Below are 14,293 nucleotides of genomic sequence, written 5' to 3' on the forward strand. Positions count from 1 at the left end.
CGCCCCGATGCCGGGACGGGCCGCTGCCGGTGGTGTCACGGGCGGGGCAGCGCCGCCTCGATCAGCGCGTTCTGCTCGACCTCGTGCATCTTCGCCGAGCCGACCGCCGGGGCGGCGGCGGACGGGCGGGAGATGCGACGCAGCCGCACCTCGGGCAGGTGCTCCAGCAGGTTGAGCGCCACGAACGACCAGGCGCCCTGGTTGGCCGGCTCCTCCTGGACCCAGGCGAAGTCCTCGGCGTTCGGGTACTGCGCAAGCGCGGACCGGACCTCCTCGACGGGCAGCGGGTAGAGCTGCTCCATCCGCAGGATCACGGTGTCGGTGACGCCCCGCTCCTGCCGGGCCTGGAACAGGTCGTAGTAGACCTTGCCCGAGCAGAGCAGCACCCGCTTGACCTGCTCCGGCGCCGGGGCGCCGGTGTCGGCGAGCACCGGCTGGAAGGTGCCCGTGGTGAAGTCCTCCACCGGCGAGACGCAGAGCTTGTGCCGCAGCAGCGACTTCGGCGTGAACACCACGAGCGGCTTGCGCTTGGGCGACAGCGCCTGGCGGCGCAGGAGGTGGAAGTAGCTCGCCGGGGTGGTCGGGATGGCCACCCGCATGTTGTCCTCGGCGCAGAGCTGGAGGAACCGCTCCGGGCGGCCGGAGGTGTGGTCCGGCCCCTGGCCCTCGTGACCGTGCGGCAGCAGCAGGGTGACCGCGGAGCGCTGGCCCCACTTCACCTCGCCGGAGGAGATGAACTCGTCGATCACCGACTGGGCGCCGTTGACGAAGTCACCGAACTGGGCCTCCCAGGCCACGAGCGCGTTGACGTTCTCCACCGAGTAGCCGTACTCGAAGCCCATCGCCGCGTATTCGGAGAGCAGCGAGTCGTGGACGAAGAAGCGGGACCGCTCGCCGTCGGCGGTGAACGTCTTCAGCGGCAGGTAGTCGTCGCCGGTGCGGGCGTCGACCACCGAGGCGTGCCGCTGGACGAACGTGCCACGGCGCGAGTCCTGCCCGGCGAGCCGGACGGTCACGCCGTCGTGCAGCAGCGCGCCGAACGCGATGATCTCGCCGAAGCCCCAGTCGATGTTGCCCTCGACGGACATCTTCCGGCGCCGCTCCAGCAACTGCTGGATCCGCTTGTGCGGGGTGAAGCCCTCCGGCAGGTTGACGTGCGCCTCGCCGATCGCCTTGACCACTGCGGCGTCGGTGGCGGTGTCGACCTGCGGCTCGGGCTCGTCCGCGCGCTTCGGCCGGCCGAGCTGGCGCGGCGTGGTGGCCGCGTCCCGGGTGGCCTTGAAGACCCGTTCGAGCTGCGCCTGGTAGTCGCGCAGCAGCTCCTCGGCGTCCTCCACGGTGATGTCGCCGCGCCCGATCAGCTCCTCGGTGTAGAGCTTGCGGACCGACCGCTTCGAGTCAATGATCTTGTACATCTGCGGGTTGGACATCGACGGGTCGTCGCCCTCGTTGTGCCCGCGCCGGCGGTAGCAGACCAGGTCGATCACGACGTCCTTGTTGAACGCCTGACGGTATTCGAAGGCGAGCCGGGCCACCCGCACGACCGCCTCCGGGTCGTCGCCGTTCACGTGGAAGATCGGCGCCTGGATCATCCGGGCCACGTCGGTGCTGTAGAGGCTGGACCGGCTGTATTCCGGGGCGGTGGTGAAGCCGACCTGGTTGTTGACCACCACGTGCACGGTGCCGCCGGTGCGGTAGCCGCGTAGCTGGGACAGGTTGAGCGTCTCGGCGACCACGCCCTGCCCGGCGAAGGCGGCGTCGCCGTGCACCGCGAGCGGCAGCACGGTGTAGCCCTCCAGCTTGAGGTCGATCCGGTCCTGCTTGGCCCGGACGATGCCCTCCAGCACCGGGTCCACGGCCTCCAGGTGCGACGGGTTCGCCACCACCGACACCTTGACCGCGTGCTCGCCGTCCGGGGTGGTGAACTTGCCGTTCTGGCCGAGGTGGTATTTCACGTCGCCCGAGCCCTGCGTGGACCGCGGGTCGAGGTGCCCCTCGAACTCGGAGAAGATTTTCTCGTACGGCTTGCCGACGATGTTCGCCAGCACGTTGAGCCGGCCACGGTGGGCCATGCCGATGACGACCTCGTCCAGCCCGGCCTCGGCGGAGGATTCCAGCACCTCGCCGAGCAACGGGATCAGCGACTCGCCGCCCTCAAGCGAGAAGCGCTTCTGGCCCACGTATTTCGTCTGGAGGAACGTCTCGAACGCCTCGGCCGCGTTGAGCCGGTTGAGCACGTGCTTCTGCTCGTCGGTGCCCGGCTTCTCGTACTTGCGCTCGACCCGCTCCTGGATCCAGCGCCGCTCCTCCGGGTCCTGGATGTGCATGTACTCGATGCCGACCCGGCGGCAGTAGGAGTCACGCAGCACGCCGAGGATCGAGCGCAGCTTCATCCGCTGCTGGCCGGCGAAGCCGTTGACCGGGAAGACCCGGTCCAGGTCCCACAGCGTCAGGCCGTGCTGGAGCACGTCCAGGTCGGGGTGCTTGCGGATCTCGAACTCGAGCGGGTCGGTGTCGGCCATCAGGTGGCCGCGCACCCGGTAGGCGTGGATCAGCTCGTGCACCCGCGCGGTCTTGTTGATCTGGCCTTCGCTGTCGACGGCCACGTCCCGCATCCAGCGCACCGGCTCGTACGGGATGCGCAGCGAGGTGAAGATCTCGTCGTAGAAGCCGCGCTCGCCGAGCATCAGCTCGTGCATGACCTTCAGGAACTCGCCGGACTGGGCGCCCTGGATGATCCGGTGGTCGTACGTGCTGGTCAGCGTGATGACCTTGCTGACCGCGTTCTCGGCCAGGGTGGCCTCGCTCATGCCCTGGTAGGGCGCCGGGTATTCCATCGCGCCGACGCCGATGATGGCGCTCTGCCCCTGCATCAGGCGCGGGATCGAGTGCACCGTGCCGATGCCGCCCGGGTTGGTGAGCGAGATGGTGGTGCCGGAGTAGTCCTCCATGGTCAGCTCGTTGCGGCGGGCGCGCCGGACCACGTCCTCGTACGCCTGCCAGAACTGCCGGAAGTCCATCTGCTCGCAGCCCTTGATGGAGGGCACCACCAGGTTGCGGGAACCGTCCGGCTTGGCCAGGTCGATGGCGATGCCCAGGTTGACGTGCTCCGGGCGGAGCATCGCCGGCTTGCCGTCGACCTCGGCGAAGGAGTTGTTCATCTCCGGGTGCTCGATCAGCGCCCGGACCATCGCGTACCCGATCAGGTGGGTGAAGCTGACCTTGCCGCCGCGACCGCGGGCCAGGTGGTTGTTGATCACGATGCGGTTGTCGACGAGCAGCTTCGCGGGGACCGCGCGCACGCTCGTGGCGGTCGGGACGGCGAGCGAGGCGTCCATGTTCTGGACGATCTTGGCGGCGACGCCACGCAGCGGGGTGGTGCCCGCGGCGCTCGCCGCCGGTGCCTTGGCGGCCGGCTTGGCCGGGGCGGCCTTCTTCGCCGGGGCCGGCTCGGACGCCTTCGCCGCCGGCCTGGTGGCGGGCTTCTCCGCCGGCTTGGTCTTCGCGGGCGCGGCCTTGGCCGGGGCGGCCTGCTCGGTGACCGTGGCGACGGCCTCCTGCTGTTCGGCCGGCTCCGGCTTGGCGGCCGGCTTGGCCGGCGCGTCCGGGCGCGGCGTGGCGGCGCCCGGCGCCGGCCGGTAGTCGGCGAAGAAGTCGTGCCAGGCCGAGTCGACGCTCGATGGGTCGGCGAGGTAACGCTGGTACATCTCCTCGACGATCCACTCGTTCGGGCCGAAACCCGCCAGTGGGTTCTCCTGCGATGTCTGCTGGGTCGACACGGCCGCTAATCGCCTCTTTCACGCGGTTGTGAATGTCACGCGGTGGGCCCCCGCGCCCGGTTCGCCGGGAGCACAGGGATCGGATCCCAGGCTACGCCGTGCGGTTGCCACAGGCATTCTCGCCTCCGCCTGGTGGCCCGTTTCACAGAAGATGCCACAAGTTGGGCAAACGCAGCGTGTTCCGCCGACTTCTGTAAGCGAGAACCCGTCTATCGAGAAGGCTCCGGCCGGTGACACGGAGTCACCGGCCGGAGCCTTGTCGAGCGGGGTGGGTCAGGAGATGTCGCGCCGCCGGATGGTGGCCACGCCGATCGCGCCGGTCACCACCGCGTACCCGATCAACACCGCGGCGCCCGCCCAACGCGGCGGGTTGCCCGGGATGTCGACGCCGCTCACCATCAGCGTGGAAGCAAGCGACGGCACCAGCAACTGGAGTTCGTTGATCCAGTCGCCGAACCGCGACGCCAACAGCCCGATGGCGATGGCCGCGCCGATGGTGCCACCCAGGTAGAGCAGGATGCCGGTCACGGTCGCGCCGATCTGGCTGCGGATCAGCACGCCGAGCCCGACGCCGAGCACCGACCAGAGCAGGTAGGCCAGCCCGTTCAGGGCCACCGCGCGCCACACCGCCCCGCTGCCGAGCTGCGTGTCGACGTCCGTGGCGTTCAGGATCAGCGGCGCGAAGATCAGGTTCAGCGCCGTGGTGACGATCCAGAACAGCAGCGCCAGCACGCCGGCCGCGGCCAGCTTGGCCAGCATCACCGCGGTGCGGTGCGGCGCGGTGAGGAACGTGGTGGTCACCGTCTGGTGGAAGAACTCGCTCGTCACCACCACGATGCCGAGCAGCATCACGATGAGCAGGCCGAAGAACTGGCCGTTCGTGTAGAGATTGGCGGCGATGCTGGCGGCGCTCGACACCGCCTGGATCTGGTCGGCCTGGTCGGCCGGCACATCGCCCACGTTGCCGCTGGCCAGGGCATCGGTCTGCAACCAGTTGAAGCCCAGCGCGAGCGCCCACAGCGGCAGGCTGATCAACCCGAAGATCCACCAAGTGCTCGTGGTGCGGATCTTGAGCAGTTCGGATCGGACAAGCGTCATCGGATCTCCGCCTTTCCGGCCGTCAGCTCCAGGAAGACCCCTTCGAGGTCGGGACGTTCGGTGGTCAGCTCGTGCAGCTCGACCTTCGAGGCCAGCGCGAGCCGGCCCACCGTCGGCGCGTCCACGCCGTCGACGAGCAGCACGCCGTTCGGCTGGGCGTCGACCGTGGCGGACTGCTCCCGCAACACCGCGGCCAACTCGTCCGCCTGCGGGGTCTGCACCCGCACCCGGGCGCCGTGCGTCATCGAGCCCATCACCTGGTCGACCGGCCCCTGCCGGACCAGCTTGCCGGCCGCGATGATCACCACGTCGTCGGCGAGAAGCTGCATCTCGGAGAGCAGGTGGCTGGAGACCAGCACGGTACGACCCTCGGCGGCCAGGCCCTTGAGGAAGCCCCGCATCCAGCGGATGCCCTCCGGGTCCAGGCCGTTGGCCGGCTCGTCCAGGATCAGCACCTGCGGGTTGCCGAGCATCGCGGCGGCGATCCCGAGGCGCTGCTTCATGCCCAGCGAGTAGCCCTTGAACTTGCGCTTCGCCGCCGGGGAGAGCCCGACCAGGGCGAGCGCCTCGTCCGCCCGCTCCTTCGGCAGCCCGGCCGCCGCGCAGATCACCCGCAGGTGGTTGATCCCGGTGCGGCCCTTGTGCGCGCTCGACGCCTCCAGCACCGCGCCCACCGTGCGCAGCGGATCGGGAAGGTCGGCGTACCTGTGGCCGCCGATGGTGGCCGTGCCGGCGGTCGGCGTGACCAGGTTGAGCAGCATGCGCAGCGTGGTCGTCTTACCGGCGCCGTTCGGGCCGAGGAAGCCGGTGACCCGGCCCGGCTCGACGGTGAACGACAGATCGTCGACCGCGCGGACGTTCTTGTATTGCTTGGTCAAGCCGGACACGATGATCTGGCCGGTCCCGGCACTGGGGCGTGGCTGCCCGTCGGACATCATTCTCCTCTCCTGCCCCGGCGCGCTTGACGCACGCCGGTGGGACGCCGTTGCGGGGGCGCCCCGCACAGCCTTCCAACCCGGCGCAAGGGGGTCAATCAGGCGGGATGCGTACACGCCGTCCTCCTCAGGGAGGAGATCAGGCGGTCGGCAGCGCGACCCAGGTGGCCCGCGCCCAACCCAGAAGCGCGCCGTCCGAACCGTACAGGCTTGTGTGCACCTCGGCCCTACGCCCCTCGACACCCACCGCGACGCCTGTGACCACGCACTCGTCGCCGGGGCGCGGCAGCGCCGTGACCTGCGCGGCGATCCGGCCCAGCACGTACGGGCGGCCGGCGGAGAGCACCGCCCATCCGCCGGGGCAGTCAAGCGCCGCCCAGACCGTCGCGGGCACCACCTCGGCCGGGGCGCGGAACGGCGCGGCGGTCCGCCCGTCCGGCAGCCGGCCGGGAAAGATCCGCAGGCCATCCGGGTGTTCCGGGCCGCAGACGTAGCAGCGGGGGAACGGGTGGTCCACCAGACCGGGGTACGCCCGCGCGGCCACCTCGGCGGTCGCCCGGTCCACCGGCGGCACCACCGCGTCCACCGGCTCGACCCGGTGTACCTGGGCGACCAGCCGGCCCTCCGGATCACGCACCTCGCCGTCGGCGGCGGTCAGCGGGGTGTCGAGCGGCGGCGGCCGGCGCAGCGTGACCTCCACCGGGCCGCGGTCGTCGACGAGCGCGGCGAAGATCCCGGCGCTCCAGCCGCCGTTGCCCGAACCGTCCGGCCCGTGGAAGCGGCCCTCGACAAGCATGTGCGCCTCCTGGTTCCACTGACGCCGACGCCGTCGCCGGTGGTCGTCCGGCAGCCTCGCACACGCGCCGCCCCGGCCCGCACGCCACCGCCGGCAGGCGTTCACCCGATCGACACCCCTCACCACCGGGTACGGCAACCCGGGGCACCTACACAGGAGCCATGGCCGTTCTGCACGCCGCTGGCGCACCCCTCACGACCAGCGGTTACACCCTGCTGATCGCCGACGACCCGACCCTTGTCGCAGCCGCGCAACGCCTGCGCCACGACGTGTTCGCCGGCGAACTCGGCGCCACCCTGACGCCGGGGACCGCCGGGCTCGACACCGACGAGTTCGACGCACACTGCGACCACCTGGTGGTGCTCCGCGAAGGCACCGACGAGGTGGTCGGCACCTACCGCCTGCTGCCGCCCGGCCGCACCGACCGCCGGTACGCCGACGGCGAGTTCGACCTCGGACCGCTGGACCCGCTCCGCGGCGACCTGGTCGAGGCCGGCCGCTCGTGCGTGCACCCGGACCACCGCACCGGCGCCGTGATCAACCTGATGTGGGCGGGCATCTGCCGCTACCTGCACCTGCGCGGCTCGCGCTGGCTCGGCGGCTGCGCCTCGGTGCCGGTCAGCGACGGCGGGACCGCCGCCGCCGAGGTGTGGACGCAGGTCGCCGCCCGGCACCTCGCCCCGCCGCCGCTGCGGGTGACCCCCCGCCGGCCCTGGTTCGCCGAGGCGCCGGTCACCGCCGTACCCGCCGCGCTCACCCCGGCGCGACGTCGGGCGCTGGTGCCGCCGCTGCTCCGCGGTTACCTGCGACTCGGCGCCTGGGTCGCCGGCGAGCCGGCGTACGACCCGGACTTCGGCTGCGCCGACTTCTACGTGCTCTTCTCGCTGGACCGGATGAACCCCCGCCACCTGCGGCACTTCCTCGGTGAGGTGGGACCGTGACGACGCTCGACGGTGCCCGCCGGCCGCACGGTGAGGGCCTGTGGCGGCCCGCCTCCGGCTGCGGCCCGACGTGCCTGCCGCCCCGGGCCGCCCCGGACGTGGCGCTGCCGCGCCGGGCCGGCCGGCTGCTCGGCGTACTCGGAATGCTCCTGGTCGGGGCCGGGATGGCCGCGCTGCTGCCGGTGCTGCCGGCGGCCGACCGGCAGGCCGCGCTGCGGGGCTGGGCGCGCTTGACGCTCCGCGCCTTCGGCGTACGGCTTGTGGTCCGGGGCCGGCCGCCACGCCGTCGCGCGCTGCTTGTCGCCAACCACGTCTCCTGGCTGGACATCCTCGCCGTGCTCGCGGTGTCGCCGGCCCGGATGCTCGCCAAGCGGGAGGTCCGGAGCTGGCCGGTGGTGGGCGTGCTGGCCGCCGCGGCGGGCACCGTCTTCGTGGACCGCTCCCGGCCACGCGACCTGCCGGCCACGGTCGCCCGGGTGGCCGACACGCTGCGTGCCGGGCATCCGGTGGCGGTGTTCCCGGAGGGCACGACCTGGTGCGGCGCGGCGACCGACTGCCGCCCCGCCCGCGGCTTCCGCCCGGCGGTGTTCGAGGCCGCGGTGACCGCCGGCGCGCCTGTGGTGCCGTTGAGCGTCGGCTACCGGTACGCGGGCGATCCGAGCACGCTTCCCGCCTTCCTCGGCGAGGAGACGCTCTGGGCCTCGGTCCGCCGGGTGCTGGCCGCCCGGGACCTGACCGCGGCGGTGACCGTGGCCGCCGCCCTGCACCCGGCCGGCGGGGCGGACCGTCGGCTGCTGGCCCGCGCCGCCGAGGCCGCGATCCACCGCGCCCCGCCCCACCGCGCCCCGCCCCACCGCTTCCCGATCCCGCCGCCGTCCCCGACCGGCCCAACACTCGACCTGGCCGCCTGACCGGCCCGCCCCACCCCCACCCCCACCCCTACCCCCACCCCCACTCCCGCCAACCCCCACGTCCTCATCGGTGATCATGAAGTTGGCGGTTCGGGGAAGCGCTCTCCGGCCGGCTAACTTCATGATCACCGCCTTGGGGTGGGGTTGGGTAGGGCGTGGGGTCGGGCCAGGAGGGTGGAGACGCGACACAGTCTTGTTCAGTCGCGATGTATCGCGTTATGCTCCTCGTGCTATCCGGCGTGCCGCGGCGGCACGCCATCGAGGGGAGGACGCCATGGCCGGTTGGACTGTCGACAGCCCGCAGCGGATCACGTTGGACGAGCCGGTCACCCGGCTGGATGTCCGGCTCGTCAGCGGCCGGCTCAACGTGGTGGGCACCGACGGCCCGGCCCGGGTCGACGTCACCCGGGTCAGCCGCCGGCCACTCGTGGTCGAGCTGCACGACGGCCGGCTGACCGTCCGGCACGACCGGGCCGTCCGCTGGCCTGGCGTGCTCTGGTGGCTGGGCCAGCTCCACCGCCGGTTCCGTGCCGAGGTGTCAGTCGCCGTGCCGGCCCAGGCGTCGGCCGACCTGCGCCTGGTGGACGGCACGCTTGTCGCCTCCGGACTGCGCCGGGACACCCGGGTCGACGTCACCTCCGGCCAGGTGACCCTGATGGGGCTGCGCGGTCGCACCACCGCCAAGGTCGTCTCCGGCCCGGTGGAGGCGATGGGCATCGGCGGCGACCTCGACCTGGAGACGGTCTCCGGTGAGCTGATCCTGGCCGACAGCGCGCCCGACCGGGTCCGCGCCCACGCGGTCTCCGGGTCGATCACCTGCGACCTGGACAACCCGCGCGGCAGCGAGATCCGGCTCAGCGCCATCTCCGGCAGCATCACCGTCCGGGTCCGCGAGGACAGCGACCTCAGCGTGCACCTGCACACCACCTCCGGCCGGATCACCAGCGGCTTCCCGCAGGTCGGCGCTGGGCAGCGTGGCTTCGGCGCGGTGAAGGACAGCCACGGCGTGCTCGGTGGGGGCGCGGGTAAGCTCTGGGCGTCCGCGACGTCCGGCAGCATCGCGCTGCTGGCACGCCCGGTCGCGGACGCCGACCACGTGGAGGACCTGCCGTGACCGCCGTGTTCAGCCACGGGCGGCTCCGGCTCTACCTGCTCAAGCTCCTCGACGACGGGCCCAAGCACGGCTACGAGCTGATCCGCCTGCTGGAGGAGCGCTTCCTCGGGCTCTACGCGCCGAGCGCCGGCACCATCTACCCGCGCCTGCAACGGCTTGAGGTGGAGGAGTTGGTCACCCACACGGCGGCGGGCGGGCGGAAGGTCTACGAGATCACCGAGGCGGGCCGCGCCGAGCTGCGGCAGCGAGCCGAGGAACTGGTCACCCTGGAGGCCGACATCAGCGCCTCCGTCGAGGATCTCTCCGCGCTTGCCGGTGAGATCCGCACCGAGGTGAAGGGGTCGGTCCGCGACTTGAAGCGGGAGCTGCGCGAGGTGACCCTGCAGACCCGGCAGGGCCGCTGGACGCCGCCGACCACCCGGCCCGGTGGCCACCGGGGGCAGGGGGGCGGTGGGAGCGGTGCGGGCGCGGCCCGTCCGGCCGAGTCGCCGCTGATCGCGGAGTTCGAAAAGCGGCTGGCCGCGTTCACCGTCGAGGTCGGCGCGCTGGTCCGGGCCGGACGGCTCAGCGACAACCAGCTCCGCACCGCGATCCGGCTGCTCGACGGCGCGCTCGACGGGCTGCAACGACTGCTCCGCTGAGCCTCACAGGTTGTTTCCAGCTACCGCCCAGCGTGACCGCAGCCGGAGCACGGATGATGGGTGCCATGGCGGCTACCCAGACCGAGGCCCGACTGCTCGTCGTCGAGGACGATCCCAACATCCTCGAACTGCTCTCCGCGAGCCTGCGGTTCGCGGGCTTCGACGTGGCCACCGCGACAAGTGGCAGCGCCGCGCTGCACGCCGCCAAGGACCACCGGCCCGACCTGGTGGTGCTCGACGTGATGCTGCCCGACCTCGACGGCTTCGAGGTCATCCGGATGCTCCGCGAGGGCGGTACGCGTACCCCGGTGGTGTTCCTGACCGCGCGGGACGCCACCGACGACAAGATCCGGGGGCTCACCCTGGGCGGCGACGACTACGTCACCAAGCCGTTCAGCCTGGAGGAGCTGACCGCCCGGATCCGGGCCGTGCTGCGGCGCACCGCGACCGGCGAGCAGGCCCCGTCCCGGCTCACGTTCGCCGACCTGGAGCTGGACGAGGAGACCCACGAGGTGCACCGGGCCGGCCAGCGGGTGCAGCTCTCGCCGACCGAGTTCAAGCTGCTGCGCTATCTGATGCTCAACGCCAACCGGGTGCTCAGCAAGGCGCAGATCCTCGACCACGTGTGGAACTACGACTTCCGCGGTGACGACAACATCGTCGAGTCCTACATCTCCTACCTGCGACGCAAGGTCGACAACACCCAGCCCCGGCTGATCCACACCCTGCGCGGGGTCGGGTACGTGCTGCGCAAGCCGGCGGCGTGAACGCCGTCCACGACGCGAAGGGGTGGGTGCGCAGCGTTCCGCTCCGGCTGAAGCTGGTCACCGCCGTGCTGGCTCTGGTGGCCGGCGCCCTGCTCGTGATCAGCGTCTCCACCGCCTACTTCCTGCACAACTATCTGGTGGGCCGGATCGACGGCGAGCTGAGCGACCAGCTCGACCGCGGCGTGACGGTGAGCCAGAAGAACTCGACCACGCTGCCGACCGACTACATGGTGGCGCTGTGGAGCAGCTCCGCCCAGCGCGGCGCCGCGCTCCGCGACGAGGCGCTGCAGGACCAGGACCTGCCGGCCGGCATCGAGGACCAGTCCTGGTACGACAGGCACGCCAACGGCGAGGCGTTCACCGAGGAGGGCGCCGACAAGCGGGTCCGCTGGCGGCTGATGGTCCGGCAGGACAGCGAGGACTCGTACCGGGTGATCGGGCAGAACCTCACCGATGTCGATCTTTCTGTGCGGCAGTTGCTCTGGATCGACCTTCTGGTGGGCGGGGCGGTGCTGATCATCCTGGCGTCGGTGGGCGCGGGCATCGTGCGTACCAGTCTCAAGCCGTTGGTGGAGATCGAGCGGACCGCGGCGGCCATCGCCGGCGGTGACCTGACCCGGCGGGTGCCCGACCCGGAGGAGGGGCGGCCGTGCCCGAACTCGGAGCTGGGCCGGCTCTCCCGGGCGCTGAACGCGATGCTGGCGCAGATCGAGGCCGCGTTCACCGCCCGGGCCGCCTCGGAGGCGGCGGCGCGCAGCGCCGAGGCGGGCGCCCGGGACGCCGCCGCGTACGCGCAGGCGTCCGAGGCGCGGGCCCGCCGGTCCGAGGAGCGGATGCGGCAGTTCATCGCGGACGCCTCGCACGAGCTGCGGACGCCGCTGACCACCATCCGGGGCTTCGCGGAGCTGTTCCGGCAGGGCGCGGCGCGGGCTCCGGAGCAGACCGCCGACCTGCTGCGCCGCATCGAGGACGAGGCGTCCCGGATGGGGCTGCTGGTCGAGGACCTGCTGTTGCTGGCGCGGATGGACCGGGAGCGGCCGATCGCGCTGGCGCCTGTGGAGTTGCCGGTGCTGGCCTCGGACGCGGTGGAGGCGGCCCGGGTGGTCGACCCGGACCGGCGGATCGAGCTGGAGCGGGAGCCGGGCGCGGGCCCGCTCGTGGTGCTCGGTGACGACGCCCGGCTGCGGCAGGTGATCGGCAACCTGATGACGAACGCGCTCACCCACACCCCGCCGGACGCCGCGGTGACGCTGCGGCTGCGATCGGAGCCGGGGAACCTCGCCGTCGTGGAGGTGGCGGACAGTGGTCCCGGCCTCACCCCGGAGCAGGCCGAACGGGTCTTCGAGCGGTTCTACCGGGTGGACGCGGCGCGGACCCGCCGGGCCGGCGGACCGATCAGCACCGGGCTCGGCCTGGCCATCGTCGCCGCGCTCGTCGCGGCGCACCACGGCACGGTGGAGGTGGCCGAGACACCTGGCGGCGGGGCGACGTTCCGGGTGAAGCTGCCGCTGCTGCCCGAGGCGCCCGAGCCGGGCGAGTGACTTACAGAAAACATTCAGGTGGATTCCAGGCTGGTGACAGTGCCACGGGGAAAGCTGTAGGCATGACCGACCACGAGACCGAGCCGCAGCGGTCGCCGGCACCTGCCGACGCCGAGCCGTCGCACCACACCGCCGAGCTGCCCCGCGTCCAGAGCGGGACATCGGACTCCACCCCGGCCGCCGCGTCGGTTCCGGCCGACTCCCCGGCCGCCGCGTCGGTTCCGGCCGACTCCCCGGCCGCCGGAACCAACGCCCACGCCGACTCCCCGGCCAGCCCGTACGCGACGCCGTCCGGGTCCTCGGCCGGCCCGTACGCCCAGCCCGCCGCGACACCGGCCAGCCCGTACGCCCCGCAGTACCCGACGACCGGCCAGCACCCCTGGTACGGGGGGCAGCAGCACGGCGGCTGGGCGCAGCAGGGCGGCACCGGCTACCAGTCGCCGCAGCACGCAGGCGGCACCGGCTATCCGTCGCAGCCGCACTCCGGCGGGCCCGTGCCGACCTACCAGGCCCAGCCCGGGCACCAGCCGTATCAGCAGCAGCACCAGCACCAGGCCGGGCAGCCGGTCCCGCCGTGGGGCCAGCCGCAGCAGCCGGCGCGGCCGAGCCGGGCCGGCAAGTTCATCGGCGCGGGCGCGCTGGCGCTGGCGCTGATGCTCGGTTCCGGCGTGGCCGGTGGCGCGCTCGCGCTCGCCATCGACGACGGCGGCGGCGTCACCCGCACCTACTCCGCCGCCCCGGTGATCGACAGCGCCGACCTGCCCAAGATCGCGGCGTCCGTACAGGACAGCATCGTCACGATCATGACGGACAGCGGTGAGGGCTCCGGGGTGATCCTCAGCGCCGACGGATACGTGCTGACAAACAACCACGTGGTCGCCTCCGCCAGCGGCGACACGGTGAAGGTGGTCTTCGCCGACGGCAAGAACGCCCCGGCGAAGATCGTCGGGACCGACCCGAAGACCGACCTCGCCGTGGTCCAGGCCAGCGGCGTGAGCGGCCTGAAGGCGGCGAAGTTCGGCGACAGTGACGGCATGCAGGTCGGCGACCAGGTGCTCGCGCTCGGCAGCCCGCTCGGCCTTCAGGGCTCGGTGACCGCAGGCATCCTCAGCGCCCGCGACCGCACCATCTCCGCCGGCGAGGGCGGCCAGCAGCAGGCCCCGCAGCAGGGCGCCAGCTCGATCTCGGGCCTGTTGCAGACCGACGCCCCGATCAACCCGGGCAACTCCGGCGGCGCGCTCGTCAACACCCGGGGCGAGGTGATCGGCATCAACACCGCGATCGCCACCGCCGGTCAGGGCAGCAACGGCAACATCGGTGTCGGCTTCGCCATCCCGAGCAACAAGGCCAAGGACGTGGCGGAGAAGCTCCAGCGCGGCGAGAAGGTCAGCCACCCGTCGCTCGGCGTCAGCGTGAACGCCGCCGAGGACGGCGGCGCGCTTGTCGCCGCGGTCACCCCGGGCAGCGCCGCCGAGAAGGCCGGGCTCCAGCGGGGCGACGTGATCACCAAGTTCGGCGACAAGGCGATCAACGACTCCAACGATCTGGTCGGCGCCGTGCAGGCCGGCAAGGTCGGCGACCGGGTCGACATCCAGTTCAAGCGAAACGGATCCGACGAGACTGCAACCGTGACGCTCGCCGAAACGTCATAGTTCCGAAGACCTGCCTCCCTCCCGGGCGGCGGGCGACAGAGCCAAGGGGGTTGGCTCCGTCGCCCGCCGCCCCTCCTCGTTTCTCACCCGGTGCGGGTGAGGGACGACTCACCCGCCG

11 protein-coding genes are annotated in these 14,293 nt (G+C 72.2%); 7 read left to right on the plus strand and 4 right to left on the minus strand.

Annotated elements, in window-relative coordinates:
- Positions 1-35: 35 nt before the first annotated feature.
- The 4 genes from SM450_RS17045 to SM450_RS17060 all read right to left on the minus strand — a co-directional run bounded on the left by SM450_RS17045 (position 36) and on the right by SM450_RS17060 (position 6,608).
- Positions 36-3,779 carry a multifunctional oxoglutarate decarboxylase/oxoglutarate dehydrogenase thiamine pyrophosphate-binding subunit/dihydrolipoyllysine-residue succinyltransferase subunit gene (locus tag SM450_RS17045; protein ID WP_474620693.1) on the minus strand — a complete coding sequence of 1,248 codons (3,744 nt, stop codon included), beginning with the start codon at positions 3,777-3,779 and terminating at the stop codon, positions 36-38.
- Positions 3,780-4,052: 273 nt separating this feature from the next.
- A complete protein-coding gene (locus SM450_RS17050) occupies positions 4,053-4,877 on the minus strand; it encodes an ABC transporter permease (RefSeq protein WP_474620694.1) in 825 nt (274 codons plus the stop codon).
- Positions 4,874-5,815, minus strand: coding sequence for an ABC transporter ATP-binding protein (locus SM450_RS17055; protein ID WP_474620695.1), 942 nt, complete (start codon positions 5,813-5,815; stop codon positions 4,874-4,876). The genes SM450_RS17050 and SM450_RS17055 overlap by 4 nt, the downstream gene beginning before the upstream one ends.
- A 136-nt stretch (positions 5,816-5,951) precedes the next feature.
- Positions 5,952-6,608 (minus strand): hypothetical protein, encoded by a 657-nt coding sequence (locus SM450_RS17060; RefSeq protein WP_474620696.1) that lies wholly within the window; start codon positions 6,606-6,608, stop codon positions 5,952-5,954.
- A 161-nt stretch (positions 6,609-6,769) separates the two neighbouring features.
- On the opposite strand from SM450_RS17060, the gene SM450_RS17065 reads away from it, so the two are divergent.
- From SM450_RS17065 to SM450_RS17095, 7 genes are all read left to right on the plus strand, one after another.
- Positions 6,770-7,549: a GNAT family N-acetyltransferase gene (locus tag SM450_RS17065; RefSeq protein WP_474620697.1), complete on the plus strand. Its 780-nt coding sequence runs from the start codon at positions 6,770-6,772 to the stop codon at positions 7,547-7,549.
- Positions 7,546-8,460 (plus strand): lysophospholipid acyltransferase family protein, encoded by a 915-nt coding sequence (locus tag SM450_RS17070; protein WP_474620698.1) that lies wholly within the window; start codon positions 7,546-7,548, stop codon positions 8,458-8,460. Before SM450_RS17065 ends, SM450_RS17070 begins: the two co-directional genes overlap by 4 nt.
- A gap of 274 nt (positions 8,461-8,734) precedes the next feature.
- On the plus strand, positions 8,735-9,574 hold the full coding sequence (locus SM450_RS17075; RefSeq protein ID WP_474620699.1) for a DUF4097 family beta strand repeat-containing protein: 840 nt from the start codon (positions 8,735-8,737) through the stop codon (positions 9,572-9,574).
- Positions 9,571-10,215, plus strand: coding sequence for a PadR family transcriptional regulator (locus SM450_RS17080; RefSeq protein ID WP_474620700.1), 645 nt, complete (start codon positions 9,571-9,573; stop codon positions 10,213-10,215). Before SM450_RS17075 ends, SM450_RS17080 begins: the two co-directional genes overlap by 4 nt.
- A gap of 65 nt (positions 10,216-10,280) precedes the next feature.
- Positions 10,281-10,982: a response regulator transcription factor gene (locus tag SM450_RS17085; protein WP_091068807.1), complete on the plus strand. Its 702-nt coding sequence runs from the start codon at positions 10,281-10,283 to the stop codon at positions 10,980-10,982.
- The gene (locus SM450_RS17090) at positions 10,979-12,523 is read left to right on the plus strand and encodes a sensor histidine kinase (protein WP_474620701.1); all 1,545 of its coding nucleotides are present in this window, start codon (positions 10,979-10,981) and stop codon (positions 12,521-12,523) included. The genes SM450_RS17085 and SM450_RS17090 overlap by 4 nt, the downstream gene beginning before the upstream one ends.
- 62 nt (positions 12,524-12,585) lie before the next feature.
- Positions 12,586-14,175 (plus strand): S1C family serine protease, encoded by a 1,590-nt coding sequence (locus tag SM450_RS17095; protein ID WP_474620702.1) that lies wholly within the window; start codon positions 12,586-12,588, stop codon positions 14,173-14,175.
- Positions 14,176-14,293 lie beyond the last annotated feature (118 nt).

This window comes from Micromonospora marincola (genome assembly GCF_056150385.1).